Origin of the sequence: Mangrovimonas cancribranchiae (assembly GCF_037126245.1) — a bacterium.
GTDB lineage: Bacteria > Bacteroidota > Bacteroidia > Flavobacteriales > Flavobacteriaceae > Mangrovimonas > Mangrovimonas cancribranchiae.
In genome coordinates, this window is record NZ_CP136925.1 from 1345968 (window position 1) to 1369481 (window position 23514).

The 23514-nt window shown below is 33.2% G+C and carries 28 protein-coding genes; 18 read left to right on the plus strand and 10 right to left on the minus strand.

Going from position 1 to position 23514, the window contains the following annotated elements:
* Nucleotides 1-9: 9 nt before the first annotated feature.
* The 3 genes from hisA to hisIE are packed head-to-tail and all read left to right on the plus strand — an operon-like array spanning nt 10 to nt 2084.
* Nucleotides 10-732: a 1-(5-phosphoribosyl)-5-[(5-phosphoribosylamino)methylideneamino]imidazole-4-carboxamide isomerase gene (gene hisA, locus R3L15_RS05985; RefSeq protein ID WP_338733851.1), complete on the plus strand. Its 723-nt coding sequence runs from the start codon at nt 10-12 to the stop codon at nt 730-732.
* On the plus strand, nt 733-1488 hold the full coding sequence (gene hisF, locus R3L15_RS05990) for an imidazole glycerol phosphate synthase subunit HisF (RefSeq protein WP_338733852.1): 756 nt from the start codon (nt 733-735) through the stop codon (nt 1486-1488).
* The gene (gene hisIE / locus R3L15_RS05995) at nt 1488-2084 is read left to right on the plus strand and encodes a bifunctional phosphoribosyl-AMP cyclohydrolase/phosphoribosyl-ATP diphosphatase HisIE (RefSeq protein ID WP_338733853.1); all 597 of its coding nucleotides are present in this window, start codon (nt 1488-1490) and stop codon (nt 2082-2084) included. Before hisF ends, hisIE begins: the two co-directional genes overlap by 1 nt.
* Nucleotides 2085-2127: 43 nt before the next feature.
* On the opposite strand, the gene R3L15_RS06000 is transcribed toward hisIE, so the two are convergent.
* Nucleotides 2128-2550 (minus strand): hypothetical protein, encoded by a 423-nt coding sequence (locus R3L15_RS06000; protein WP_338733854.1) that lies wholly within the window; start codon nt 2548-2550, stop codon nt 2128-2130.
* 91 nt (nt 2551-2641) lie between these two features.
* Here R3L15_RS06000 and R3L15_RS06005 point away from each other — a divergent pair, with 91 nt between their 5' ends.
* Entirely contained in the window at nt 2642-3433 is a 792-nt protein-coding gene (locus R3L15_RS06005) for a tRNA pseudouridine(38-40) synthase TruA (RefSeq protein WP_338733856.1), read from the plus strand.
* Nucleotides 3434-3495: 62 nt separating this feature from the next.
* On the plus strand, nt 3496-4326 hold the full coding sequence (locus R3L15_RS06010; protein ID WP_338733858.1) for a S1-like domain-containing RNA-binding protein: 831 nt from the start codon (nt 3496-3498) through the stop codon (nt 4324-4326).
* A gap of 3 nt (nt 4327-4329) precedes the next feature.
* On the opposite strand, the gene R3L15_RS06015 is transcribed toward R3L15_RS06010, so the two are convergent.
* Nucleotides 4330-4755 (minus strand): hypothetical protein, encoded by a 426-nt coding sequence (locus tag R3L15_RS06015; RefSeq protein WP_338733860.1) that lies wholly within the window; start codon nt 4753-4755, stop codon nt 4330-4332.
* 104 nt (nt 4756-4859) lie between these two features.
* Here R3L15_RS06015 and R3L15_RS06020 point away from each other — a divergent pair, with 104 nt between their 5' ends.
* The 3 genes from R3L15_RS06020 (at nt 4860) to R3L15_RS06030 (ending at nt 7488) form a co-directional block, all read left to right on the plus strand.
* Nucleotides 4860-5699 (plus strand): 1,4-dihydroxy-2-naphthoyl-CoA synthase, encoded by an 840-nt coding sequence (locus R3L15_RS06020; RefSeq protein ID WP_338733861.1) that lies wholly within the window; start codon nt 4860-4862, stop codon nt 5697-5699.
* Nucleotides 5700-5718: 19 nt separating this feature from the next.
* Nucleotides 5719-6621: a 1,4-dihydroxy-2-naphthoate octaprenyltransferase gene (gene menA / locus R3L15_RS06025; RefSeq protein ID WP_338733864.1), complete on the plus strand. Its 903-nt coding sequence runs from the start codon at nt 5719-5721 to the stop codon at nt 6619-6621.
* A gap of 189 nt (nt 6622-6810) precedes the next feature.
* Nucleotides 6811-7488 carry a metal-dependent hydrolase gene (locus R3L15_RS06030; protein WP_338733865.1) on the plus strand — a complete coding sequence of 226 codons (678 nt, stop codon included), beginning with the start codon at nt 6811-6813 and terminating at the stop codon, nt 7486-7488.
* A gap of 55 nt (nt 7489-7543) precedes the next feature.
* On the opposite strand, the gene R3L15_RS06035 is transcribed toward R3L15_RS06030, so the two are convergent.
* The 3 genes from R3L15_RS06035 to R3L15_RS06045 form a co-directional block, all read right to left on the minus strand.
* Nucleotides 7544-8395: a universal stress protein gene (locus tag R3L15_RS06035; protein WP_338733866.1), complete on the minus strand. Its 852-nt coding sequence runs from the start codon at nt 8393-8395 to the stop codon at nt 7544-7546.
* 370 nt (nt 8396-8765) lie between these two features.
* The gene (locus R3L15_RS06040) at nt 8766-9560 is read right to left on the minus strand and encodes an SDR family oxidoreductase (protein WP_338733867.1); all 795 of its coding nucleotides are present in this window, start codon (nt 9558-9560) and stop codon (nt 8766-8768) included.
* A gap of 9 nt (nt 9561-9569) precedes the next feature.
* Entirely contained in the window at nt 9570-10493 is a 924-nt protein-coding gene (locus tag R3L15_RS06045) for a sterol desaturase family protein (protein WP_338733868.1), read from the minus strand.
* Nucleotides 10494-10582: 89 nt separating this feature from the next.
* Here R3L15_RS06045 and R3L15_RS06050 point away from each other — a divergent pair, with 89 nt between their 5' ends.
* Genes R3L15_RS06050 through R3L15_RS06065 form a run of 4 tightly spaced genes read left to right on the plus strand, consistent with a single transcriptional unit; the run spans nt 10583 to nt 14375 of the window.
* On the plus strand, nt 10583-11284 hold the full coding sequence (locus tag R3L15_RS06050; RefSeq protein WP_338733870.1) for a DUF2490 domain-containing protein: 702 nt from the start codon (nt 10583-10585) through the stop codon (nt 11282-11284).
* Nucleotides 11285-11315: 31 nt separating this feature from the next.
* Nucleotides 11316-12350, plus strand: a complete 1035-nt coding sequence (locus tag R3L15_RS06055) for an o-succinylbenzoate synthase (RefSeq protein ID WP_338733871.1) — start codon at nt 11316-11318, stop codon at nt 12348-12350.
* Nucleotides 12351-12353: 3 nt separating this feature from the next.
* Nucleotides 12354-13316: a CPBP family intramembrane glutamic endopeptidase gene (locus R3L15_RS06060; protein WP_338733872.1), complete on the plus strand. Its 963-nt coding sequence runs from the start codon at nt 12354-12356 to the stop codon at nt 13314-13316.
* A 3-nt stretch (nt 13317-13319) separates the two neighbouring features.
* Nucleotides 13320-14375 carry an AMP-binding protein gene (locus tag R3L15_RS06065; RefSeq protein ID WP_338733873.1) on the plus strand — a complete coding sequence of 352 codons (1056 nt, stop codon included), beginning with the start codon at nt 13320-13322 and terminating at the stop codon, nt 14373-14375.
* A 14-nt stretch (nt 14376-14389) separates the two neighbouring features.
* Here the strand turns inward: R3L15_RS06065 and R3L15_RS06070 are convergent, their stop codons facing one another.
* Both R3L15_RS06070 and R3L15_RS06075 read right to left on the minus strand, forming a co-directional pair.
* On the minus strand, nt 14390-14812 hold the full coding sequence (locus R3L15_RS06070; RefSeq protein ID WP_338733875.1) for a DoxX family protein: 423 nt from the start codon (nt 14810-14812) through the stop codon (nt 14390-14392).
* Nucleotides 14813-14869: 57 nt separating this feature from the next.
* The gene (locus R3L15_RS06075) at nt 14870-16513 is read right to left on the minus strand and encodes a carboxyl transferase domain-containing protein (RefSeq protein WP_338733876.1); all 1644 of its coding nucleotides are present in this window, start codon (nt 16511-16513) and stop codon (nt 14870-14872) included.
* A 252-nt stretch (nt 16514-16765) separates the two neighbouring features.
* Here R3L15_RS06075 and R3L15_RS06080 point away from each other — a divergent pair, with 252 nt between their 5' ends.
* Genes R3L15_RS06080 through R3L15_RS06095 form a run of 4 tightly spaced genes read left to right on the plus strand, consistent with a single transcriptional unit; the run spans nt 16766 to nt 18783 of the window.
* The gene (locus R3L15_RS06080) at nt 16766-17299 is read left to right on the plus strand and encodes an NAD(P)H-dependent oxidoreductase (protein WP_338733877.1); all 534 of its coding nucleotides are present in this window, start codon (nt 16766-16768) and stop codon (nt 17297-17299) included.
* A 2-nt stretch (nt 17300-17301) separates the two neighbouring features.
* Nucleotides 17302-17586 (plus strand): GNAT family N-acetyltransferase, encoded by a 285-nt coding sequence (locus tag R3L15_RS06085; RefSeq protein ID WP_338733878.1) that lies wholly within the window; start codon nt 17302-17304, stop codon nt 17584-17586.
* A 5-nt stretch (nt 17587-17591) separates the two neighbouring features.
* Nucleotides 17592-18029, plus strand: coding sequence for a MarR family transcriptional regulator (locus R3L15_RS06090; RefSeq protein ID WP_338733879.1), 438 nt, complete (start codon nt 17592-17594; stop codon nt 18027-18029).
* Between the two features lie 28 nt (nt 18030-18057).
* Nucleotides 18058-18783 carry a pirin family protein gene (locus R3L15_RS06095; protein WP_338733880.1) on the plus strand — a complete coding sequence of 242 codons (726 nt, stop codon included), beginning with the start codon at nt 18058-18060 and terminating at the stop codon, nt 18781-18783.
* Nucleotides 18784-18807: 24 nt separating this feature from the next.
* Here R3L15_RS06095 and ric read toward each other — a convergent pair whose 3' ends face one another.
* Genes ric through R3L15_RS06110 form a run of 3 tightly spaced genes read right to left on the minus strand, consistent with a single transcriptional unit; the run spans nt 18808 to nt 21271 of the window.
* Complete coding sequence (gene ric / locus R3L15_RS06100) at nt 18808-19539, minus strand: iron-sulfur cluster repair di-iron protein (protein ID WP_338733881.1); 732 nt, start codon at nt 19537-19539, stop codon at nt 18808-18810.
* A gap of 50 nt (nt 19540-19589) precedes the next feature.
* Nucleotides 19590-20024: an Rrf2 family transcriptional regulator gene (locus tag R3L15_RS06105; RefSeq protein WP_338733882.1), complete on the minus strand. Its 435-nt coding sequence runs from the start codon at nt 20022-20024 to the stop codon at nt 19590-19592.
* 53 nt (nt 20025-20077) lie between these two features.
* Nucleotides 20078-21271, minus strand: a complete 1194-nt coding sequence (locus tag R3L15_RS06110; protein ID WP_338733883.1) for an MFS transporter — start codon at nt 21269-21271, stop codon at nt 20078-20080.
* Nucleotides 21272-21556: 285 nt separating this feature from the next.
* Between R3L15_RS06110 and R3L15_RS06115 the strand changes: the two genes are divergently transcribed.
* Together R3L15_RS06115 and ettA are read left to right on the plus strand one after the other, a co-directional pair.
* On the plus strand, nt 21557-21739 hold the full coding sequence (locus R3L15_RS06115) for a CAL67264 family membrane protein (protein ID WP_125468498.1): 183 nt from the start codon (nt 21557-21559) through the stop codon (nt 21737-21739).
* A gap of 39 nt (nt 21740-21778) precedes the next feature.
* Nucleotides 21779-23470, plus strand: a complete 1692-nt coding sequence (gene ettA / locus R3L15_RS06120; RefSeq protein ID WP_338733885.1) for an energy-dependent translational throttle protein EttA — start codon at nt 21779-21781, stop codon at nt 23468-23470.
* Nucleotides 23471-23514 lie beyond the last annotated feature (44 nt).

The following is a 23514-nucleotide window of genomic DNA, read 5'->3' on the forward strand; positions in this document are numbered from 1 at the left end:
AAGAAACATATGCGTATCATACCTGCAATAGATGTAATAAATGGTAAAACTGTACGATTAACCAAAGGGAATTATAATATAAAAACAATATATAATGAATCCCCTTTAGAAGTAGCTAAACAATATGAAGATTATGGGATTAAATACCTCCATTTAGTTGATTTAGATGGAGCAAAATCTAAGCAGATTGTTAATTATAAGATATTAGAACAAATTGCAACAAAAACCAAATTGAATGTAGATTTTGGCGGTGGTTTAAAATCTAATAACGATTTGCGTATTGCTTTTAATTCAGGTGCAAAGCAAGTTACAGGAGGAAGCATTGCTGTTAAACATCCAGATATATTCTCGTCTTGGTTAAAACGTTACGGAGGTCATAAAATAATTTTAGGAGCAGATATAAGAGACAAAAAAATTGCTATTAACGGTTGGCAAGAGCAAAGTAATTTAGAGCTTATTCCATTTATAAATAATTATATAAAAAAGGGTGTAGAATATGTTATTTGTACTGATATTAATAAAGATGGTATGTTACAAGGTCCTTCTTTAAGTTTATACAAAAATGTGATTTCTAAATGTTCAAACACCTCTATAAAGTTAATAGCCTCAGGAGGAATTTCAAATATTGAAGATTTATACAAATTAAAAAATATTGGTTGTGAAGGTGCCATTATAGGTAAAGCTTTATATGAAAATAAAATCACGTTAAAACAATTAGAAAAACTTTATTAAATGCTTACAAAACGAATAATACCTTGTTTAGATATTAAAAATGGCAGAACGGTAAAAGGAATTAACTTTTTAGGGTTAAAAGACGCTGGAGATCCTATTGAATTAGCCAAAAAATATACCGACGAAGGTGCCGATGAGTTAGTGTTTTTAGACATTTCAGCGACTCAAGAAGGTAGAAAGACAACTAAAGAAATGGTTTTAGAAATAGCAAAACAAATAAACATCCCATTTACGGTTGGAGGAGGAATTTCTAGTATTGAAGATGTTTCCATTTTATTAAATAATGGTGCCGATAAAATATCAATTAACTCATCGGCAGTAATGCATCCGGAGTTAATTAATCAATTAGCCAAAACATTTGGAAGACAATGTATAGTCGTTGCGATTGACGCCAAAAAAATTAATAATAATTGGAACGTTTATTTATCTGGTGGGAGTATACCAACAACACTAGATTTGTTTAGCTGGTCTAAAGAGGTGGAGTCTCGAGGAGCAGGAGAAATATTGTTTACTTCTATGAATCATGATGGTACTAAAAATGGTTTTGCAAATGAAGCTCTTGCTAAATTATCTTCAGAGTTAAATATTCCAGTTATAGCATCGGGTGGAGCAGGAAAACAACAACATTTCATAGATGTGTTTAAACAAGGAAAAGCCGATGCTGCTTTGGCTGCTAGCGTGTTTCATTTTGGTGAAATAGACATTATCAATTTAAAGAAAACATTAAAACAACAACAAATAGAAGTACGACTCTAATGAAAATAGATTTTAAAAAAAATATCGATGGTCTTGTTCCTGCAATTATTCAAGACTCCGAAACCAAAACAGTTCTAATGTTAGGCTATATGAATAAGGAAGCCTATAAAAAAACTATAAAGACTAAAGTGGTTACCTTCTACAGTAGATCGAAACAGCGTTTATGGACTAAAGGTGAAAAAAGCGGACACTATTTACATCTAGTAAATATTAAAATGGATTGCGATAATGATACACTACTAATTCAAGTAAAACCAAATGGTCCTACTTGTCATAAAGGTAGCGATACATGTTGGGGAGAAAGTAACATACCATCTTATGGGTTTATATCTAAATTAGAAACAATTATAACCAATAGAATAGAAGAAAGTGATTTGAATCAATCTTATGTGGCTTCACTTTTTTCAAAAGGAATAAATAAAATAGCACAAAAAGTAGGGGAGGAAGCTGTTGAAGTTATCATTGAAGCTAAAGACAACAATAATGATTTATTTTTAAACGAAACAGCCGATTTATTATTTCATTACCTAATACTATTACAAGCCAAGGGTTATAGTATTAATGATGTGGTTAAAGTGCTAAAAAAAAGGCATTAGATAAATACTAGTGCCTTAATCGTTTATATTGTGTAAATAGTTTTTAAGAAATCCATTGCTTTCTTGATGCGTATTGAGAAAACCAAACCAAGAAAATAGCAAAAACTACAATTGCTGTGGTCATTCCCATATTATCTAGATGGCCTTCGGCAAACGAATATCCCATTTGAATAAGTACAGCTAACAAGGATACCCAGAATAATAATTTAGCAATTATTTTTCTTATAAAAAGCGCTAAACAACCTAGAACGCCACTAAAAACAGCAATAGCAAATACCGCTGTGTACCAAGCAGGCATGCTATTAATAATATTTAGTTGTTCTTCAGTATAACCGCTTCTCCAAGCTTCGGTATTATAGGCTTGTCCTAAATACTGCATAACTCCCATGGCGTTCCATATAAGGGCAATTACAGCTATAATCCAATACCAAATTGGGGGCTTTGATGTAGTCGATTTTGTTGTCATAAAATTAATTTTGATTGGTTAGTTACAGTACAAGTTAGGAAAAATTTGCCATATAATTAAAAAAAGCTACTTTCGGCAATTAGAAATTATCATGTCGGCATTTGCACCCAAAAAATATTATTACGTTTTTAAAATCCAGTATTTAGGATATCGATTTCATGGTTGGCAAAAACAACCCAACTTAAAAACATTACATTTAATGGTCGATAGAACCTTTAAATATGTTCTAGAAGGGAAACCGTTTAAAACATTAACATCTGGAAGAACAGATGCTATGGTATCTGCTAATGAAACAGCGTTTGAACTGTTTTTAGAGCATGAAATAGAAGATTATGACAAGTTTTTAGAGTGGTTTAACTATAATTTACCACAAGATATTAGGGCGTTATCTATAACAGAAGTAGATAATAACTTCAATATTATACAGCATCCTAAAGTTAAAGAGTACATTTATCTTTTTGCTCATGGTGAAAAATGCCATCCATTTTGTGCATCAATTTTAACGACTATCTTAGATAAGCTTGATATAGACATTATGATGCAAGGCGCCAAGTTGTTTGAAGGCTGTCATAATTTTAAAGATTATTGTTATAAAGCTACAGGTGAAGGCAAGTACGAACGTACTATTTTTACTTGCGAGATAGTTGAAAACACAGCGTACACCGCCAATTTTTTTCCAGAAAAAACCTATATGTTGCGAGTACAGGGCGAAGGTTTTGGACGAAATCAAATAAGACTCATGATGGGAGCCTTAATAAGACTAGGCAAAGGCGACATAACTTTGGACTATATTAAAACATCTCTTAAAATACCAAGCGAGACACCCTACTACTACATTGCTCCAGCCTCTGGTTTAATTTTAAATAAATTAGATTTTAAATAAAATATAGTATTGTACAGCTTCCTGCTAGTATTAAATTCAGTAAATAAAGTTACCTTTGCACTATGATAAATTTAGGAGAATACAATACGCTAGAAATACTTAGAGAGAGAGAACCTGGATTATTTCTTGGCGACCAAGACGATAATGAAATTCTGTTACCTAATAGATATGTTCCTAAAGAGTTTAATATAGGTGATAAGTTAGAAGTTTTCGTGTATTTAGATAATGAAGAACGTCCTGTTGCCACAACCGATAAACCCTATATTAAAAAAGGCGATTTTGCATTATTACGTTGTAATGAAGTAACTAAATATGGTGCTTTTTTAGATTGGGGAATGGTTAAAGAATTGTTTTGTCCGTTTAAGGAACAAGCCTTTAAAATGACGCCAGGCCTATGGTATTTTGTATATTGTTATTTAGATGAAGAAACCAATAGATTAGCCGCTTCCAGTAAAACAAACCATTTTTTAGATAACAGTACTTTAACTGTAGAAAAGTTTGATGAAGTTGATATTATTATATCGCATCCAAGCGAATTTGGTATGAATGTCGTAGTTAACAAAAAACATTTAGGCCTAATTTTTAAGGATAATATCTTTAAAGAACTTAATATAGGCGATCGTATGAAAGGGTATGTTAAAAAAGTACGCCACGATAATAAGTTAGATATTGTTCTAAATCAAATAGGGTACAAAAATATTGAACCTACAGCAGAAAAAATCCTTCAAGAATTAGAAGACAATAGCGGATTTTTACCACTACACGATAAATCTTCACCAGAAGACATAAAAGAATCTCTTGAAATGAGTAAGAAAAGCTTTAAAAAAGCTATTGGCTCTCTATACAAGCAAAAGCTAATAGATATTAAAAACGAAGGCATTTATTTAAAATAAAAGCTACGTAAGGTTAATTAATTTTTTAAAAGCAGTTTTATTGGCTACCCAATTAGAGGCTTCTAAAAGTGAGGTGAAACGCTCTCGTTTTAAATTAAAATAATAATCTTCAACAGCTAAAACACGCTTAGTATTTAAGTTATAAGTAACTATAGCATAAGCAGATATTTGATTAAGTTTTTCAAAATGCCTATTCATATCTATAACATCTATAGAGTAAGAATTTATACGATTAGATATAAACCCATACGTGTCTCCCTTATAGTAGTCAAGTAACAAGTCGTAAACCTCCTTTAAATCATTAAAAGAAACACAAACGCCTTGTTTAAATTCTGCAATCAAATAATTTTCAAAAAAATGAAAATCACCAATTTCAAGACAATAAGTCGCTTCAACATGTTTAGCTATTGGAGATTCTAAAACTTTCATAATCAATAATTAATCGCGCAAAATTACATACTAATAAGAGTCTATTTAAAAAAATAAATAGTTATTAGATGTAATTACTTATTTTTACGGCGAAATAGATTATTATGAGTAAAATTAACTGGGAAACAGTAAAAGAATACGAAGATATTACCTACAAAAAGTGTGATGGTGTAGCACGAATAGCGTTTAACAGACCTAATATTAGAAATGCCTTTCGCCCAAAAACAACAAGCGAATTATATGATGCATTTTATCATGCCAATGAAGATACAAGTATTGGCGTGGTGTTACTTTCTGCCGAAGGACCATCGACAAAAGATGGTATCTGGAGTTTTTGTTCTGGAGGCGATCAAAAGGCAAGAGGGCATCAAGGATATGTAGGAGACGATGGCTACCACAGATTAAATATTTTAGAAGTGCAACGGTTAATACGTTTTATGCCAAAAGCTGTTATTGCTGTTGTTCCTGGCTGGGCTGTTGGTGGTGGACACAGTTTACACGTAGTATGCGATTTAACTTTAGCCAGTAAAGAACATGCCATTTTTAAACAAACCGACGCCGATGTTACAAGTTTTGATGGCGGTTACGGATCGGCTTATTTAGCTAAAATGGTTGGCCAGAAAAAAGCGCGCGAAATTTTCTTTTTAGGAAGAAACTACTCGGCACAGGAAGCTTACGAAATGGGAATGGTTAATGCAGTTATTCCTCATGAAGATTTAGAAAATACAGCCTATGAATGGGCTCAGGAAATTTTAGCAAAATCACCAATATCCATTAAAATGCTAAAATTTGCCATGAATCTTACCGATGATGGTATGGTTGGCCAACAAGTATTTGCTGGAGAAGCAACCAGACTTGCATACATGACAGACGAAGCAAAAGAAGGTCGCAATGCTTTTCTAGAGAAAAGAAAACCTAATTTTGATAAAAAATGGATTCCTTAATCTAAACTAACCTGCTTTTATGAACAATTTTAAAAAGTGGCTTTCTGCCTTTAGGTTAAGAACGTTACCACTTTCTGTGTCTGGAATAATTATAGCTGGCTCTTTGGCCGGCTATAATGGTCTTTTTAAGCTAAGTACTTTTGTATTAGCGTTATTAACAACAATAAGCTTACAAATTTTATCTAATATCGCTAATGATTATGGCGATGGTACTAAAGGAACAGATAACGACGATAGAATAGGCCCTAAGCGCGCTATTCAAAGTGGCGATATATCACCGTCGCAAATGTTTAGTGCTATTAAAATTAATATTCTTATTACCATTTTATTAGCGTTTTTACTTGTTTTTACATCATTTGGTTCAAAAAATGTTTTATTAGCTTTTATTTTTATTGGTTTAGGTGTGCTTTCAATTTACGCGGCTTTAAAGTATACCGTGGGTAATAATCCTTATGGATATAAAGGTTTAGGCGATATTTTTGTGTTTATCTTTTTTGGTCTTGTAAGTGTTATTGGTTGCTATATTTTATTTGCTAAAAAAATTGACCATATTACCATATTGCCAGCTTGTACAATAGGCTTACTTAGTGTTGGCGTATTAAACCTTAATAATTTAAGAGATATTGAATCTGATAAAAAAGCAAATAAAAACACCATAGCTGTTAAATTAGGATTTATTAATGCCAAAAGATATCATTATACACTAATTGGTTTGGCTATTTTGTTGTCGTTTATGTATGGTGTATTATACTATGTTTCTATATGGAATATTATGTTTTTTATCACTTACATTCCTTTAATTGCTCATATGCTAAGGGTAAAAAGAACAACTAATCCTGTAAATTTAGATCCGGAACTCAAAAAACTAGCCTTAACAACATTTCTTTTAAGTACCTTATTAGCTATAGGGCATTTACTTTAAAATAAAACACATAAATAGTTGTTTTTCAGGTGTTTAATTCGTATTTTTAAAGAGTAGATATTATTTATCGACATTATGAAGTGCTTAAAAAGCTTCATATTTTTGGGGATTGAAAACTCAAACAGATTTTTAATAAAATTTGTTTGAGTTTTTGTATTTTCAACCTATAACTAAAAACTAAATATTGTAATGAAAATAACATTCTACGGACACGCTTCTTTAGGAATTCAAATAGAAGATGTCCATATTTTGGTAGATCCATTTATAAGCGCAAATGAGAAAGCATCTCACATAGATATAAATAGCTTAAAAGCAGATTACATTTTAATAACACATGCGCATCAAGATCATATTCTGGATGTAGAAAGTATTGCAAAACAAACCAAAGCTGTTATTGTTTCTAATTTTGAAATCGCTACACATTATCAAAATAAAGGGTTCGAAGTACACCCTATGAATCATGGCGGCTCTTGGGGTTTTGAATTTGGTACCGTTAAATATGTTAATGCTATTCATACGTCGTCTTTTCCAGATGGTAGTTATGGCGGGCAACCGGGTGGCTTTGTTATAGAAGGTGAGCACAAAAATATTTACATAGCAGGCGATACGGCATTAACTATGGATATGAAGTTAATCCCGTTACAAACAAAACTAGATTTAGCTATTTTACCAATAGGAGATAATTTTACTATGGGAATAGATGATGCTATTTTAGCAAGTGATTTTGTTGCTTGTGACAAAATACTAGGTTACCATTACGACACGTTTGGTTACATAGAAATAGATCATGAAGAAGCCAAACGAAAGTTTTTCGATAAGAATAAAGATTTAATGCTTCTAGAAATAGGAGAGCGTATTGAGTTGTAAAACAATTTTTTGATAAAAAAACGTCCACTAAAAATATTTTTAGTGGACGTTACTTTTAAAAAGCAGCTTCATTAAAAATGATTAAAGGCACTTTAGCATGATGACTTATAGATTTACTTTGGCTTTTATTAAACAGCCTTTCAAAAAAGCCATGCTTCTTAGCTATCACACATATCATATCTAATTGACGACTTTCACTAAATATTCTCGTACCTAACTCAACCGAAACATCGGTTAAGTTATAAAAAGTAGTAGGTATAGGCTTTAAATAGCTTTCTAACTCAATTTTGCTTGATAACATTTCAGCAGATAATTCTTTATGTTTATTTAAAACATGTACCACAGAAATTTTAGACTCGTAGTGTAGCGCAACATCTTTTAATAAATCTAACCCTTTATCGTACGATTTTATAGAGTAATCTACAGCAAAACCAATTTCTTTTACATCTTTTAAAACCGCATTTGTAGGAACAGCAATAATAGGACAAGGTAATTTACCAATAAGATTGGCCGTATTACTACCTAAAGTAACTTCTTTTAATCCACTAGCACCTTTTGTTCCTAAAATAACAGCATCTATATTAAGCTTTTTAACTTGTTCTTCAACAGCACCAGTAAAATAGTCGTTTGCTATTATGGTTTTAAATGCATGATTTTCGTTTAACGGCAGACTATTTACTTGCTTTAATACTTTTTGTAATCCTAAGGTGGCTTCATTTTTCATAGACTCCATAATTACAGAATTAGCGCGTTTAGATGTAACTGCTGTAGAAGGTGCAGAAACCTGAGGCTCATAAGAATGCATTAAATAAAATGTACACTCGCCATCTTGAAATAAATTTATAGCGTATTCTATAGCTTCCCAGGAATTTTGCGAGAAATCTGTAGGTAGTAATATATTTTTCATGAATTTGTGCTTTAAATTGATTGTTAGTTAAATTTAAAAATTTTTTATCTAATTATTCATGACATTTGTTATATAAAAAAATACTAATCTATTGTTGTTAACAAAGACAAAGAAAAATCTACACTGTATTTGTTAAATCTACTGAAACTTCTTATAAGTAAAAATACGACTTTACAATGCATTTTATACCCAAACGTATGATGATGCTTAATGTTATGGTTAGCGCATACTATTGTAAAGCACAAGATAAACACTAGTGTTGTTCAGGTTTTCGCCAAGTGATTTTGATACCAAAATTTGGAACACGTTAAAAAGCATAGAATTTAGAGAGAATGTTTGCGAATATGCTTTAGAAAAGTAGTAATAGATATTATCTTACTTGGCTTTTTATTACAAATTTGTGCAACAGTTTTGGGAAAAATCGTTTGAGGTACACACCTAAAACTTCTTTTTTCCCAATATAGACTTCAAATTTTTCACGTTCAATAGCCGTTATCATTTTTTTTGAAAAAGTTTCAACCGTTAATCCGTTTTGTGTGGCTTCGTCTTGAGAGTTTTGTTGAGAACCGTCACCTGTTAACGCATTACGCGCCACATTGGTGTTTACAAAACCGGGACAAATCATCGTGACTTTTATTTGGTCCTTTTGGTGTTCCATCCGTAGTGCATCAAAAAAACCATGCAAAGCATGTTTAACACCACAATACGCTGAGCGGTAAGGCGAAGAAAATTTCCCCATTAAACTGGTAACGGTTACAAAATGACCGTTTTGTTTTTTAATAAAGTAGGGAAGGAGAGCTTTACTTAAGGAAATAGTACCTAGATAATCTATTTCCATAAGTTTTTTATCAACTTCAATACTAGTTTCTATAATCAGGGAACGCTGGCTTATACCTCCATTATTAATTAAAACATCAATAGTACCAAAGCACTTTAAGGCCTTTTCTACAACTGTGTTCATATTGCCATAGTGTGTCAAATCAAAAGGAACAATAGCGACTTGGTTTGGGTGCTTGCATTGTTGTTTAACGGCTTCTAACTCCTCTTTTCTTCGGGATGAGAGTATGAGTTTACAGTTGTGTTTTTTGGACAATTCCAGTGCTAATCCTTTGCCAATACCACTACTGGCACCTGTAATCCAAATAACGTTATTATTCAAAGTCATAAAAGAAATTTAACCTTTTATAGGTGGTTTTTTGTCATCAAAATGTTCTAACCACTCGTTTCGTAAATCATCACTTAATTTTCCTGTGCCATCGTGCTTCCATCCTGGTGGTTTAATCATATAATTTAAGCGATCTTTTAAAGATTTTTTTCCTAAAAAAGCATCTTTAAACATATAAAACCATTCAATAAAAGCAATTTTTATAGGATTGTAAGTATTGATGTTTTTTACCAAACCATACTGTACTTTTTCATGTTCTAACTCAGGTTGAAATGTCCCAAACAGTTTATCCCAAATAATTAATATCCCTGCGTGATTTCTGTCTAAATAAATAGGATTACTGCCATGATGTACACGATGATGAGATGGCGTATTAAAAACAGCTTCAAACCACTGGGGCATTTTGTCAATAGTTTCCGTATGAATCCAAAATTGATATAATAAACTAATAGACATTTGTAGTAAAATCATAGCAGGATGAAAGCCTAATAATGGTAGCCATAACCAAAAAATAAACGAATAAAACCCGCCAGACCATGTTTGTCGCAATGCTGTACTTAAATTGTAATGTTGGGATGAGTGATGCACCACATGTGATGCCCAAAATAAACGGCATTCATGCGAAATTCGGTGAAACCAATAATATGAAATATCATCAGCAAAAAATAACAATACAAAACTCCACCAAGCTACAGGAATAGTAAATAACCTGAAGTTATTATAAATAAGCACAAATGCCCATAACACAATAGCCTTACTTAAAAAACCAAGAAAGACATTGCCCAATCCCATAGCTATTGAGGCAATAGCATCTTTGGTTTCGTAACCTTTAGTTTCCTTAAACTTCTCACGTGTTGTAACATACAATTCTAGTGCCATTGATAGCACAAAAAATGGAATAGCAAAGTGAATGATGTTTGGAAAATCTGGCATTAAGTAAGATATTTGTGTCTTTAAAAATAGCGCTTTTTTTCAAAAAAAATCTATTGTCCAGATTTAACTATCAAAAATAATTTTTTATCATGATAAGAATATCCCGTGTTTTATTTCTTTGTATTACATTCACACTATTTACACAAATTACAAAAGCCCAAAACCCTAATCAACTAGGGGCTTGGTATATGTATTTTTACGATACTCAGTTTAATGAGAGTCAATTTGGTGTACAAGGAGATATTCAATACAGAAACTGGAATATCATGGGCGATTTAGAGCAATTGCTATTACGATCTGGAGTCACTTACAGGCCAAAAAATACCACTTTAAAACTAACTTTAGGATATGCACATGTTACGTCTGGTGCTTTGGGCGAAAGTAATGATACTTCAACCGAAAGTAGAATTTATCAAGAAGCCTTATTGCCACAGAAAATAGGAGAGCACATTCATTTAACCCACCGTTTTCGTTATGAACAGCGTTTTGTGGAAAACCAAGATTTTAGAACGCGCTATCGTTATAATCTGTTTATGAATATTCCATTTAACAAAGAAGGAACATTTAATAAAAATACTATTTATGCGGCGTTATACAATGAACTGTTCATTAACGGACAGCAAGATATTGGAGATAACAGAACCGTTGAGTTTTTTGATAGAAATCGTACTTATTTAGGAATTGGTTATGTTTTAAATCCTAAAATTAAATTTCAGTTAGGGTGGATGAATCAAAAAACAAACGCACAAGGTAAAGGACAATTACAAGTAAGCATGCATCATAAATTTTAATTTTTGATGTATTTTTAACCTCCATAAATAAATGATAGCTACTTACAAAAAATATCTTCTCGAATTTAAACGCCCTAGTGGAACTTCTAGAGGGGTTTTAAAAACTAAAGAGACCTGGTTTATTATTATTAAAAAAAATGGGAAACAAGGTATAGGAGAATGTGGTATTTTACGCGGCTTAAGTGCCGACGACAGACCTGATTACGAACAACAACTTAAATGGACTTGCCGAAATATCCATTTAGGTTTAGAAGAATTATATAAAGAAAATATAGAATTTCCAAGCATACAGTTTGGATTGGAAATGGCATTTAAATCGTTGGAAAGCGAAACGCCTTTTGAGTTATTTCCTTCGGAATTCACAAGCGGACATGCTTCCATACCCATAAACGGATTAATTTGGATGGGAGACAAATCCTTTATGAAACAACAAATTCAAGATAAAATCAATTTAGGATTTTCTTGTATTAAAATGAAAATAGGTGCTATCGATTTTCAAACAGAATATAATTTACTAAAATCCATACGGGCAGAATTTTCTAAAGATGATATTGAATTGCGTGTAGATGCTAATGGTGCTTTTAAATACAATGAAGCTTTAGAAAAACTAAAGTACTTAAGTGAACTAGATTTACATTCTATAGAACAACCCATAAGGCAAGGTCAACCGCAGGAAATGGCAAGACTTTGTGAAGAGACACCATTACCCATTGCATTAGATGAAGAATTAATTGGCGTGTTTCATGTAACAGAAAAACAAAAACTGCTACAAACCATACAACCACAGTATATTATTTTAAAACCAAGTTTTGTTGGTGGCTGGCAAGGTAGTCAAGAATGGATTAATTTGTCAAATAAACAACATATAGGGTGGTGGATAACTAGTGCCTTGGAAAGCAATGTAGGACTTAATGCCATTGCACAATGGACGCATACTTTAAAGAATTCTATGCCGCAAGGTTTAGGTACTGGAAGTTTGTTTACCAATAATGTTGATAGTCCTTTAGTTGTAAAAAATGGCACATTAAGTTATCATAGCAATTTAAACTGGAAATTTAATTTATAAAGCATGTATATAGCACAAGTGTTTAATGTATTGCACGATTGGTGGCGATATTTAGTAGGTTTTTTAATTGTAGTAGCTGCCGTAATTGTTGGTCAAATTCCTTTTACAGCAGTAGCTATTTATAAAGCAATGGATAGCGGTAGTAATTTATTTGAAATGAATGAAGCCGAAATGATGTCTATTTTAGAGCCTAACTTAAACCTCTTTTTAATGCTCTTATCGTTTGCAGCTGGTTTGGTTGGCGTATTTTTTGCAGTAAGAATGCTTCATAAACAAACAATAACAAAACTTACCACGGCAAGACCTAAAATTGATTGGAAACGTTTTTGGTTCGCCTTTCTGTTTTGGGGAATACTCTCTACAGGGATGACGCTTTTAGATTATTTCTATTTATCTCCAGACAATTATGTGCTTAATTTTCAATTAGTCCCATTTCTTATTTTATGCGTGATTGCTATTATCATGATTCCGTTGCAAACAAGTTTTGAAGAATACTTATTTAGAGGATACTTAATGCAAGGATTAGGGGTTTTAACCAAAACTAAATGGGTGCCATTACTTACAACCTCCTTGGTATTTGGTTTATTACACATAGCCAATCCCGAAGTGAAGCAGCTAGGCTATATTATTATGATATATTATATAGGAACAGGATTATTTTTAGGTATTATGACCTTAATGGACGATGGTTTAGAGCTTGCGTTAGGTTTTCATGCTGCCAACAACTTATTTACGGCTTTATTAGTAACAGCCGATTGGACAGCGTTTCAAACGTACTCGGTGTTAAAAGATACCTCGCAGCCTACAACAGCTGGATTTATAGATGTATTTATGCCTGTGTTTATTTTATTTCCAATCCTGCTTTTCATTTTTGCTAAAAAGTATAAATGGACCAATTGGAAAGATAAACTTTGGGGTAGCGTAGAAGCTCCAAAACAGCAAGATGAAACCACCACAACATTATAACTTTTGGAAACATTTAAACAAATTCATCACAAATTCAAATTAAACGGAATACACTTTTCGTTTGAAGAACTTAAAGAAGTCTCCTATAGTTTTATTAAAGAAGGGGAGGATTTTGAAAAACAAATAGGGCACTTTTTATTAGAATGGTTAGATAACAATCCATTTCTTAATTTAAAGACATCTGGTTCTACAGGCAACCCAAAGCTTATTAAAATAAATAAGCAAGCTATGGTTAATTCAGCTTTAGCAACGGGAGATTTTTTTAATTTGTCTCCTGGAAAATCAGCCTTACTTTGTTTGCCCGCTAGTTATATTGCTGGGAAGATGATGTTGGTAAGAGCCATGGTTTTAGGCTTAGATATAACATTAATAAACCCTAAAATAGTACTTAACATTAATACTAAAAAAAGCTTTGATTTTTGTGCCATGATTCCCATGCAAGTTGAGAAAAACTTGAGTAAACTAGACAATATAAAAACACTAATTGTAGGCGGAGCTGTAGTTTCAAATCAATTAGCTGAAAAAATGCAATCACTTAAATCGCATGTTTATGCTACTTATGGCATGACAGAAACAGTTAGCCATATTGCGCTTAAAAAGTTAAATCATACTAGAGAAAAAACATACTATAAGCTTTTACCAGATGTAACTATTGCACAAGATGACAGAGATTGTTTAATAATTGAAGCGCCTAAACTAACTAAAGGTAAAGTAGCTACTAACGATATTGTTAAGCTTTATAAAAACAATACATTCCAATGGTTAGGTCGTTTTGATAATGTAATCAACTCTGGAGGCGTTAAACTTATCCCAGAACAAATAGAAGCTAAACTACAACAGCATATACCAGAGCGATTTTTTATAACTTCACTTCCCGATGATAGCTTGGGTGAAAAGTTAATTTTAGTTATAGAAGGGAATAACAAACCAATGCCAGAGTCTATATATAAAACATTAGACAAGTTTGAACACCCTAAAGACGTTTATTTTATAGATAAGTTTATCGAAACAACTTCAGGCAAAGTTCAGCGAGAACAAACTTTAAAACTAATAAACTAAGTCTGCTTATTTAATTATTGCTGCATTTTAAAGTAATAGTCACATGAGTGCTTTCCTGATCCGTAGACTAGGAAAAATACACAAGCTATTAAAGTAATACTAGCCATAATTAAGCTAGTCATGTGCATGTCACCTACAAAGTTTATTAGAACAGCTCCAATCAAAATAGGTAACTGAGCGGCTATTGCCCAACGTGTCAACAAGCCAAAGGCTATCAAAGCGCCACCAATAAGATGTGCTGGAGCCACATAATGAATGGCCAGCATACCACCAGCCCAATTTTGAATGGGGTTGATTAAATCGACTAGCATTTGGCTATTGGCCATAAAATTAATGCCTTTTATAAATAAAAACACACCTAAGGCAATTCTAATAAGATCTAATGGATAATACGTATGTGCATTAGCCCATTTGTTTAAAAATTTTATCGTTTCCATAACTAATAATATATTGATTACCAGTTATTAAGATACGAAAAATTAATGATTTTTTTACTACACTTGTAGCACACCCATATTAAATTGTTTTTCAATAGGAGCGTGGTTAGCAGCTTCAATCCCCATACTTATCCATGTTCTAGTATCTAATGGATCAATAACAGCGTCTGTCCATAATCGTGCGGCGGCATAATAAGGAGACACCTGATTATCGTAACGTGCTTTTATCTTATTATAAAGTTCGTCTTCTTTTTCTTTCGTGATTTTTTCACCTTGCTTTTCCAAAGAAGCTTTTTCAATTTGAAGTAATACTTTAGCAGCACTTTTTCCGCTCATTACAGCAAGTTCGGCACTTGGCCAAGCAAAAATTAATCGTGGATCGTAAGCCTTACCACACATAGCATAATTTCCGGCACCATAGCTATTACCAATAACTACAGTAAACTTTGGTACTACCGAATTACTAACGGCATTTACCATTTTAGCACCATCTTTAATAATACCTGAATGCTCACTTTTACTACCTACCATAAACCCCGTAACGTCTTGTAAAAATACCAACGGAATTTTCTTCTGATTACAATTAGCAATAAATCGTGTAGCCTTATCGGCAGAATCGTTGTAAATCACCCCACCAAACTGCATTTCGGCAGGTTTAGTTTTGGCGCCTTTGGTTTTTACAATATGACGTTGGTTAGCCACAATACCAACAGCCCATCCATCTATTCTAGCATAGCAGGTAATAATAGTTTTACCGTAACCCGCTTTGTATTCTTCATATTCGCTGTTATCCACAAGACGCTTTATAATCTCATACATATCGTACTGATCGGCACGGCTTTTTGGTAAAATACCATAAATATCATCTTGGTTTTCTTTGGGTTTTGCCGCTTTAGTTCTGTTAAAACCAGCTTTATCAAAATCACCAATCTTATCAATAATGTTTTTTATTTTATCTAAAGCATCTTTATCGTCTTTAGCTTTATAATCGGTAACACCGCTAATTTCACTATGTGTCGTAGCGCCACCCAAGGTTTCATTATCTATACTTTCACCAATAGCAGCTTTTACTAAATAACTACCTGCTAAAAAAATGCTCCCTGTTTTATCAACAATCAAAGCTTCATCACTCATTATGGGCAAATAAGCACCACCAGCAACACAGCTTCCCATAACGGCAGCAATTTGAGTAATACCCATACTGCTCATCACAGCATTGTTTCTAAAAATACGACCAAAATGCTCTTTATCTGGAAAAATTTCATCTTGCATTGGTAAATACACTCCAGCAGAATCTACCAGATAAATGATAGGGAGCTTGTTTTCAATGGCTAGTTCCTGAGCCCGTAAATTCTTTTTGCCGGTAATAGGAAACCAAGCTCCTGCTTTTACGGTAGCATCGTTAGCTACTACAATACATTGTTTGCCTTTTATGTAACCAATTTTCACAACCACGCCACCAGATGGGCAACCGCCGTGTTCTTCATACATATCATCACCAGCAAAAGCTCCAATTTCAATACTATGGGCTTTGTTGTCCAATAAATAATCAATACGTTCTCTGGCAGTCATTTTGCCTTTTGCGTGGTGTTTTTCAATGCGTTTCTCGCCACCACCAAGTTTTACTTTTGCTAGTCGTTTCTTAAGTTCAGAAACCAATAATTTATTGTGATCTTCGTTCTTGTTGAAGTTTAAATCCATCTATTTAAGTGTGTTTGTTTTGGGCGTTACCACGTTTTACGTGGTCGGGCTTTTCACTATATCTCCCAAAGGGAGGATGCCGCTGCAATCCCTAACGCAAGTTGTTAATTCCAGGCTAAAAATACAAAACTTAACCTTGCTACGAAAACGTTATAATGCAAAAGCTATGTTAAAATATATTACAAGGAAATAGTTTCCTTGGTAAATAAATGTTTTTGCCATATATTTGCCTAGAAAAATAAAATAATACTTATGAAACATATAATTGCCTTTGCGGGGAGCAACAGTAAAACATCCATTAATAAACAATTAGCAACTTATGCAGCAAATTTGGTGGACAATGTTAAAGCAGAAGTCCTGGACTTGAACGATTTTGATGTGCCATTGTTTAGTGTTGATCTAGAGACAAGTATGGATGGTCAACCTGAAAATGCACATAAACTATTAAACAAAATTAAAGCAGCCGATGGCATAATAATTTCTTTGGCAGAGCACAACGGCGCTTATTCTGCAGTATTTAAAAATATGTTTGATTGGATGTCTAGAATAGAATCAAAGACTTTCTTTGGTAAACCAATGTTGCTTATGGCAACATCGCCAGGAGCTAGAGGAGGCCAATCGGTGTTAACCATTGCAGAAGATCGCTTCCCAAGACATAATGCCAATATTGTTGGTGTATTTTCACTCCCAAAATTCAAAGACAACTTTTCTGAAGGTAAGATAAATGATAAAGAACTTAATAATCAGTTAATAGCTGAACTTGATAAATTCAAAAACGCACTATAACTATGGAGATTTTACACGATAGCGACAATAAAAAAGGTGTTTTTTACATTAAAAAAGACAAGCACCGCATTGCAGAAATGACCTATGTATTTGCTGGGCCGTCAAAAATAATTATCGACCATACAGAGGTCGATTCTAGTTTAAAAGGTCAAGGTGTTGGTTACAAACTGATTGAAGAAACAGTACAATTTGCCAGAAAAAATAATTTGAAAATCACACCGCTTTGTCCCTTTGCTGCAGCTGTTTTCAAAAAGAAAGCAGATGATTATAACGATGTAAAAGCATAACGGTTATGGGAGATATTTCAAAAGATATTAACTCGTCTTTTAAAGATAATCGGTCTAAAGCGTTAATCAATATTTTGTATACCGCAAATTGGATTTCGGCTAAGCAAAACACGTTTTTTGCACAATTTGGGCTATCGCCACAACAGTACAATATTTTACGCATACTACGTGGTGCAGACGAGCCATTAACAATGCAAACAGTAAAATCTAGAATGATTGAACGTGCACCTAACGCCACACGACTAACCGATAAATTATGTGCAAAACAATTAATAGAACGTATACCTTCTAAAACTGATAGAAGGGTAGTTCAGGTAGTCATTACGGACTCTGGACGACAACTTTTAAAAGATATTTCAGAAGACTTTAATGACGATTGGTTAAAAAAAATCACACAAAAAGAAGCATCGCAACTAAGCGACTTATTAGATAAATTAAGATAAAAAAGGGAAACCCAGAAAGGATTTAAAAATGAAAACTATAATACATAAAGCAGATACAAGAGGATTTGCAAACCACGGATGGTTACAAGCTAATCATTCGTTTAGTTTTGCTGGCTGGTTCAATCCAGAGCGTATTCATTTTGGCGCATTACGCGTATTAAATGATGATACTATTGCTCCAAAAATGGGATTTGGAACACATCCGCACGACAATATGGAAATCATTACCATTCCGCTTAAAGGCGTGTTAAAACATCGTGATAATATGCAAAGTGATTGGCAACAAGTTTTGCCAGGCGAAGTGCAAGTAATGAGCGCTGGAACAGGTGTGCAACACTCTGAGATTAATGGCTCGGCAGATGAATACTTGAGTTTGTTTCAAATTTGGGTTATACCAGAAAAGCAAGGCGTAACACCACGTTATGACCAAAAACAATTTAAAACAGAGGACAGACAAGGCAAACTACAAACACTAGTAAGCTCGTTTAATGATGCCGAAGCTGGTAGTTTAAAAATCCATCAAGATGCTAGATTATCTCGTATTGATTTGGAAGAAGGACAAACATTTACCTATAATCTTAAAAGTGATAATCACGGGGTTTATATAATGACTATTTCTGGAGCAATTGAAATAAACAACAATTCATTAGAGTCTAGAGATGCTATGGGTGTTTATGAAACTAAAGCATTTACCATTAAAGCAAATAAAAACTCAGAATTGCTGTTTATTGAGGTTCCTATGATAACATTATAATATTGTAACAAGGCTGTTTTTTTATCAAGAAAAGCGGCCTTCTAATTTAGTTGCTTCAGGAAATAGAATGTTATTTTCTAAATGAATATGTAAATGTAAATCTTGTTCAAACTCGTTAAGCATGGCAAAAGTCACACGATAGGTGTTGCAGGCATCTGCTGGCGGATTGTAGTTATTAGTGAGTTCTGCTATTTTTCTAAAACGCTCACCTTCGTTATCGTGCTCTTCCATCATGGTTGCGATGGGATTTTCTACGGTTCCAAAACCTGGAACTTTAATAGGTTGCCCAGACATTGTGGCTTTCACCATTTTTTTTACAAACGGGAAGAGGATGAGCTCTTCTTTTTTCATATGTGCAGCTAGTTCGCCAGCTGATGCCGTAAAAAGTTCGTTGATTTCAAACAATTCTGGGTGTCGACTTCCGTGTACTTTACATAGTTTAGCTAAAAACTGTTTTAGTACTGGAATTTTTTCCTCGACATAGCGATGATGCTTTTTTTCTATATAATCGGCAAGTAGATCTAAGGGCCAAGATTTGTAATCTATACTTTCGCCAGAATGTGAAGTCATAATAGCGTTTAAGTCATCCAGCAATACATTGGAATCAATGTCTTTCTTTTCACAAACCTCTTGGATGGTTCTATGACCTTTGCAGCAAAAATCGATACCGTATTTTGAGAATACAGCAGCCGTTCTGTAATCGTTGGCGACATAACTTCCTATTTGTTTTGTTGTGTCTTTTTGTAAGGTTTCCATAATTATTATTTTTATTCGGATATATTTGTCCTGTTTATATTTAAATTTTTTTAAACACGCAAAAAAGAGTTGCCAGAATGCACGTTTAAAGCTAATTGCTTCAAATTTGTTGTCTCTAACAAGTCTCTTAAACTATTTCTAACTTTTTTAAAGTCGTTATGAATAGGGCAAGGGTGGAGTTCATTACATTCTTTTAAACCAATCCCACAACCTTTGTAAATGTCATCATCATCAATAGCTTTAACTATATCAGATAAAAAAATAGTTTCTAATTTAGAAGGTTCAATTTCAAATCCACCATTAATACCTCTTACAGAAGTAACTATATTTTCTCGAGCAAGTATTTGGAGAATTTTTGCGGTAAAAGCTTCGGGTGAATTAATATGTTTTGCAATACCTTTTAGGCTAACACGTTTACCTTCGTTAGACTTAGCGGCAATATAAATTGCTGCTTTAATACCATATTCACAAGCTTTTGAAAACATAATTATTATGATAATAATACAAAATTAAGAATATTTTTTTAAACAAGACTATTTTATCCTTTTTTAAACACCTTTTTTCTTGGAAATATGACAATTAATCGTTTGTATTTTCTTAATAGGAGTATGAATAATGCAATAAAAACACCACAGCAGGCCATAGCAGCACCAACCCAATCTGCAGCAGTGTATCCGTATCCCATAGCAATAGGAAGTCCTGCAAAATAAGCCCCTGATGCATTACCAATATTAAAAGCACTTTGATTAAGAGATGATCCTAATGTTTCAGAACCTTTAGCTGATTTTATAATAAGCATTTGTATAGGGGTGGATATAGCAAACGATACAATACCAATTATAAATGTCATAACTAAAACGAGTATTTTGTTTGATGCTAAAAAGGTATTTAAAGAAAGACATAAAGCCATCATACATAATACTATTGCAACAGTGTTTAATGGCGAGTATTTTTCTGTGAGTTTTGCCCCTAAAAAGTTTCCAATAACCATACCTAATCCAGCTAATATCATAGCATAAGACACCACACTTTCAGCATATCCTGCAACATCAGTAATTAAAGGAGCTATATAACTATACCATGCGAAAAAACCACCAGTACCAATAGTTGTAAGTAATATAATAAGCCATAACTCCAATCGTTTAAAAATTTTAAAATCACTTAAAAAATTTGTTTTTGTTGATTGTGTTAACTTAGGCATCCAGAATTTCACACCTAAAACCGCAACTATACCAACTAAACCTACCATTAAAAAAGAAATACTCCAACTAAAATTTTTACCTAAATAAGTTCCTAAAGGTACACCTAAAAGGTTTGCAACAGTTAATCCGCTAAACATAATAGCAATCCCTTGCGCTTCTTTACCGTCTTTAGATAATTTTCCGGCAACTACAGCACCAATACCAAAAAAAGCTCCATGAGGTAAACCCGATAAAAAACGTAAAATTATAAACGAATAATATCCCGTAGCAAATGCAGATAAAGTATTAAAAATTGTAAACCAGACCATAAGTAATAATAATACTCTAGTTGCAGACCATTTATTACCTATAGTTGTAAGTATAGGCGCACCAATAACAACACCTAAAGCATAGGCAGAAATAAAATGTCCAGCATCCGGAATACTAATATCAAAAGCTTTAGCTACATCAGGTAAAATACCCATAATAACAAATTCTGTTAATCCTATCCCAAACCCTCCAATAGCCAATGATAGTAAAGCTTTATTCATATATTATATATTGATTTTTTTTAAATACAATAAACAAAATTAGTTTCGTTGTAAGTAATGAGAGAATAAAAAATGATAAGAAAAAGTTAATTAAGAAATTAAGAAAAAATGAAAGCTAGATTTACGAATTTCAAAATTTATTATAGCATAAAATAGTATATTTATAAGGCTAATTTAATAGCTTCTTGAAGCGCATATTCTAAAGATTATTTAAAACAATGTGCTTTGGTTGAATTATGTTAGTTAAAACACGATATTTGTATTCTTAAACAAAATAGTAAATTAATGGCAATGAATAAAAACACCGTGTTAGCTTGGGCAACATGGATTATGATAATAGTAGGATTAAGTTTAATAGCATTGGGTGCTTTCAGATATGACGATGTCGCTGGCTGGGGATTTGCTGCTGTAGGCATAGGTTTCTTTGCCATTGCATGGGTTTTTAACGCTTTAAAAGGGCGTGTTTAATCCTAAAATATTTTAAGAATTTAAAACTAAAACGTATTTATGAGTGACGATAAAAAAGTAATTTTTTCAATGTCTGGGGTTACCAAGACATTTCAAAGTGCTAATACACCAGTGCTTAAAAATATATATTTAAGTTTCTTTTATGGGGCTAAAATTGGTATTCTAGGTTTAAATGGTTCTGGTAAGTCTACGCTGTTAAAAATTATCGCAGGAGTCGATAAAAACTATCAAGGCGATGTGGTATTTTCACCAGGATATTCTGTAGGTTATTTAGAACAAGAACCAAAATTAGACGATGAAAAAACTGTCTTAGAAATTGTAAAAGAAGGCGCTGCAGAAACTGTTGCTATCCTTGATGAATACAACAAAATAAACGATATGTTTGGTTTAGAGGAAGTATATAGCGATCCAGATAAAATGGAAAAGCTTATGAATCGTCAAGCCGAACTTCAGGATAAAATTGACGCCTCCAATGCTTGGGAATTAGACACCAAGTTGGAAATAGCTATGGATGCACTTCGTACACCTGAAGGTGATAAAAAAATAGGCGTGCTTTCTGGTGGTGAGCGTCGTCGTGTAGCACTTTGTCGTTTATTATTACAAGAACCAGATATTCTACTCTTAGATGAGCCTACTAACCATTTAGATGCCGAATCGGTACATTGGTTAGAACATCATTTAGCACAATATAAAGGCACTGTTATTGCCGTAACGCACGATCGTTATTTTCTAGACAATGTTGCTGGTTGGATTTTAGAGTTAGATAGAGGTGAAGGCATTCCTTGGAAAGGAAACTATTCTTCATGGCTAGATCAAAAGTCTAAGCGTATGGCACAAGAACAAAAAGCTGCCTCTAAGCGTCAAAAAACATTAGAACGCGAGTTAGAATGGGTAAAAATGGCTCCAAAAGGACGTCAAGCAAAACAAAAAGCTCGTTTAAATAACTATGATAAGTTAATGAGTCAAGACCAAAAACAACTTGACGAAAAGCTTGAAATTTATATTCCTAACGGCCCACGTTTAGGAACCAATGTAATAGAAGCCAAAGGAGTAAGCAAGGCCTATGGCGACAAATTACTTTATGAAGATTTAAACTTTAAACTTCCACAAGCAGGAATAGTAGGAGTTATTGGACCTAACGGTGCAGGAAAAACAACCATTTTTAGAATGATTATGGGAGAAGAAACTCCAGATAAAGGTGAGTTTGAAGTAGGCGAAACAGCTAAAATTGCTTATGTAGATCAAAGTCATTCAAATATAGATCCCGAAAAAACTATTTGGCAAAACTTTAGTGACGAACAAGAATTAGTCATGATGGGAAGCAGGCAAGTAAACTCTAGAGCCTATTTAAGTCGATTTAATTTTTCTGGAAGTGAACAAAACAAAAAAGTTTCCTTACTATCGGGAGGTGAACGAAACCGTTTACACTTAGCCATGACACTAAAAGAAGAAGGCAACGTCTTATTATTGGATGAGCCTACTAACGATTTAGATGTTAATACACTTCGTGCTTTAGAAGAAGGTTTAGAAAACTTTGCAGGATGTGCTGTAGTCATCTCTCACGACCGTTGGTTTTTAGACCGTATTTGTACACATATATTAGCTTTCGAAGGTGATAGCCAAGTGTATTTCTTTGAAGGTAGCTTTAGCGATTACGAAGAAAATAAAAAGAAACGATTAGGCGGCGATATTATGCCTAAACGAATTAAGTACAAAAAGTTAATTAGATAGCAGTATCTAAAAATATAACACTCTTAAAGCCAACGTTCTCAACA

Excerpts from the sequence above, each read along its gene's own strand:
- R3L15_RS06055 (WP_338733871.1), top strand. The coding sequence starts at position 11,316 with ATGATAGCTACTTACAAAAAATATCTTCTCGAATTTAAACGCCCTAGT.
- R3L15_RS06095 (WP_338733880.1), top strand. The coding sequence starts at position 18,058 with ATGAAAACTATAATACATAAAGCAGATACAAGAGGATTTGCAAACCAC.
- hisIE (WP_338733853.1), top strand. The coding sequence starts at position 1,488 with ATGAAAATAGATTTTAAAAAAAATATCGATGGTCTTGTTCCTGCAATT.
- R3L15_RS06110 (WP_338733883.1), bottom strand. The coding sequence starts at position 21,271 with ATGAATAAAGCTTTACTATCATTGGCTATTGGAGGGTTTGGGATAGGA.
- R3L15_RS06010 (WP_338733858.1), top strand. The coding sequence starts at position 3,496 with ATGATAAATTTAGGAGAATACAATACGCTAGAAATACTTAGAGAGAGA.
- hisA (WP_338733851.1), top strand. The coding sequence starts at position 10 with ATGCGTATCATACCTGCAATAGATGTAATAAATGGTAAAACTGTACGA.
- ric (WP_338733881.1), bottom strand. The coding sequence starts at position 19,539 with ATGGAAACCTTACAAAAAGACACAACAAAACAAATAGGAAGTTATGTC.
- R3L15_RS06105 (WP_338733882.1), bottom strand. The coding sequence starts at position 20,024 with ATGTTTTCAAAAGCTTGTGAATATGGTATTAAAGCAGCAATTTATATT.
- R3L15_RS06045 (WP_338733868.1), bottom strand. The coding sequence starts at position 10,493 with ATGCCAGATTTTCCAAACATCATTCACTTTGCTATTCCATTTTTTGTG.
- R3L15_RS06060 (WP_338733872.1), top strand. The coding sequence starts at position 12,354 with ATGTATATAGCACAAGTGTTTAATGTATTGCACGATTGGTGGCGATAT.
- menA (WP_338733864.1), top strand. The coding sequence starts at position 5,719 with ATGAACAATTTTAAAAAGTGGCTTTCTGCCTTTAGGTTAAGAACGTTA.
- R3L15_RS06020 (WP_338733861.1), top strand. The coding sequence starts at position 4,860 with ATGAGTAAAATTAACTGGGAAACAGTAAAAGAATACGAAGATATTACC.
- R3L15_RS06000 (WP_338733854.1), bottom strand. The coding sequence starts at position 2,550 with ATGACAACAAAATCGACTACATCAAAGCCCCCAATTTGGTATTGGATT.
- R3L15_RS06115 (WP_125468498.1), top strand. The coding sequence starts at position 21,557 with ATGGCAATGAATAAAAACACCGTGTTAGCTTGGGCAACATGGATTATG.
- R3L15_RS06030 (WP_338733865.1), top strand. The coding sequence starts at position 6,811 with ATGAAAATAACATTCTACGGACACGCTTCTTTAGGAATTCAAATAGAA.
- R3L15_RS06005 (WP_338733856.1), top strand. The coding sequence starts at position 2,642 with ATGTCGGCATTTGCACCCAAAAAATATTATTACGTTTTTAAAATCCAG.
- R3L15_RS06070 (WP_338733875.1), bottom strand. The coding sequence starts at position 14,812 with ATGGAAACGATAAAATTTTTAAACAAATGGGCTAATGCACATACGTAT.
- R3L15_RS06075 (WP_338733876.1), bottom strand. The coding sequence starts at position 16,513 with ATGGATTTAAACTTCAACAAGAACGAAGATCACAATAAATTATTGGTT.
- R3L15_RS06085 (WP_338733878.1), top strand. The coding sequence starts at position 17,302 with ATGGAGATTTTACACGATAGCGACAATAAAAAAGGTGTTTTTTACATT.
- R3L15_RS06090 (WP_338733879.1), top strand. The coding sequence starts at position 17,592 with ATGGGAGATATTTCAAAAGATATTAACTCGTCTTTTAAAGATAATCGG.
- hisF (WP_338733852.1), top strand. The coding sequence starts at position 733 with ATGCTTACAAAACGAATAATACCTTGTTTAGATATTAAAAATGGCAGA.
- R3L15_RS06015 (WP_338733860.1), bottom strand. The coding sequence starts at position 4,755 with ATGAAAGTTTTAGAATCTCCAATAGCTAAACATGTTGAAGCGACTTAT.
- R3L15_RS06080 (WP_338733877.1), top strand. The coding sequence starts at position 16,766 with ATGAAACATATAATTGCCTTTGCGGGGAGCAACAGTAAAACATCCATT.
- R3L15_RS06040 (WP_338733867.1), bottom strand. The coding sequence starts at position 9,560 with ATGACTTTGAATAATAACGTTATTTGGATTACAGGTGCCAGTAGTGGT.
- R3L15_RS06050 (WP_338733870.1), top strand. The coding sequence starts at position 10,583 with ATGATAAGAATATCCCGTGTTTTATTTCTTTGTATTACATTCACACTA.
- R3L15_RS06035 (WP_338733866.1), bottom strand. The coding sequence starts at position 8,395 with ATGAAAAATATATTACTACCTACAGATTTCTCGCAAAATTCCTGGGAA.
- ettA (WP_338733885.1), top strand. The coding sequence starts at position 21,779 with ATGAGTGACGATAAAAAAGTAATTTTTTCAATGTCTGGGGTTACCAAG.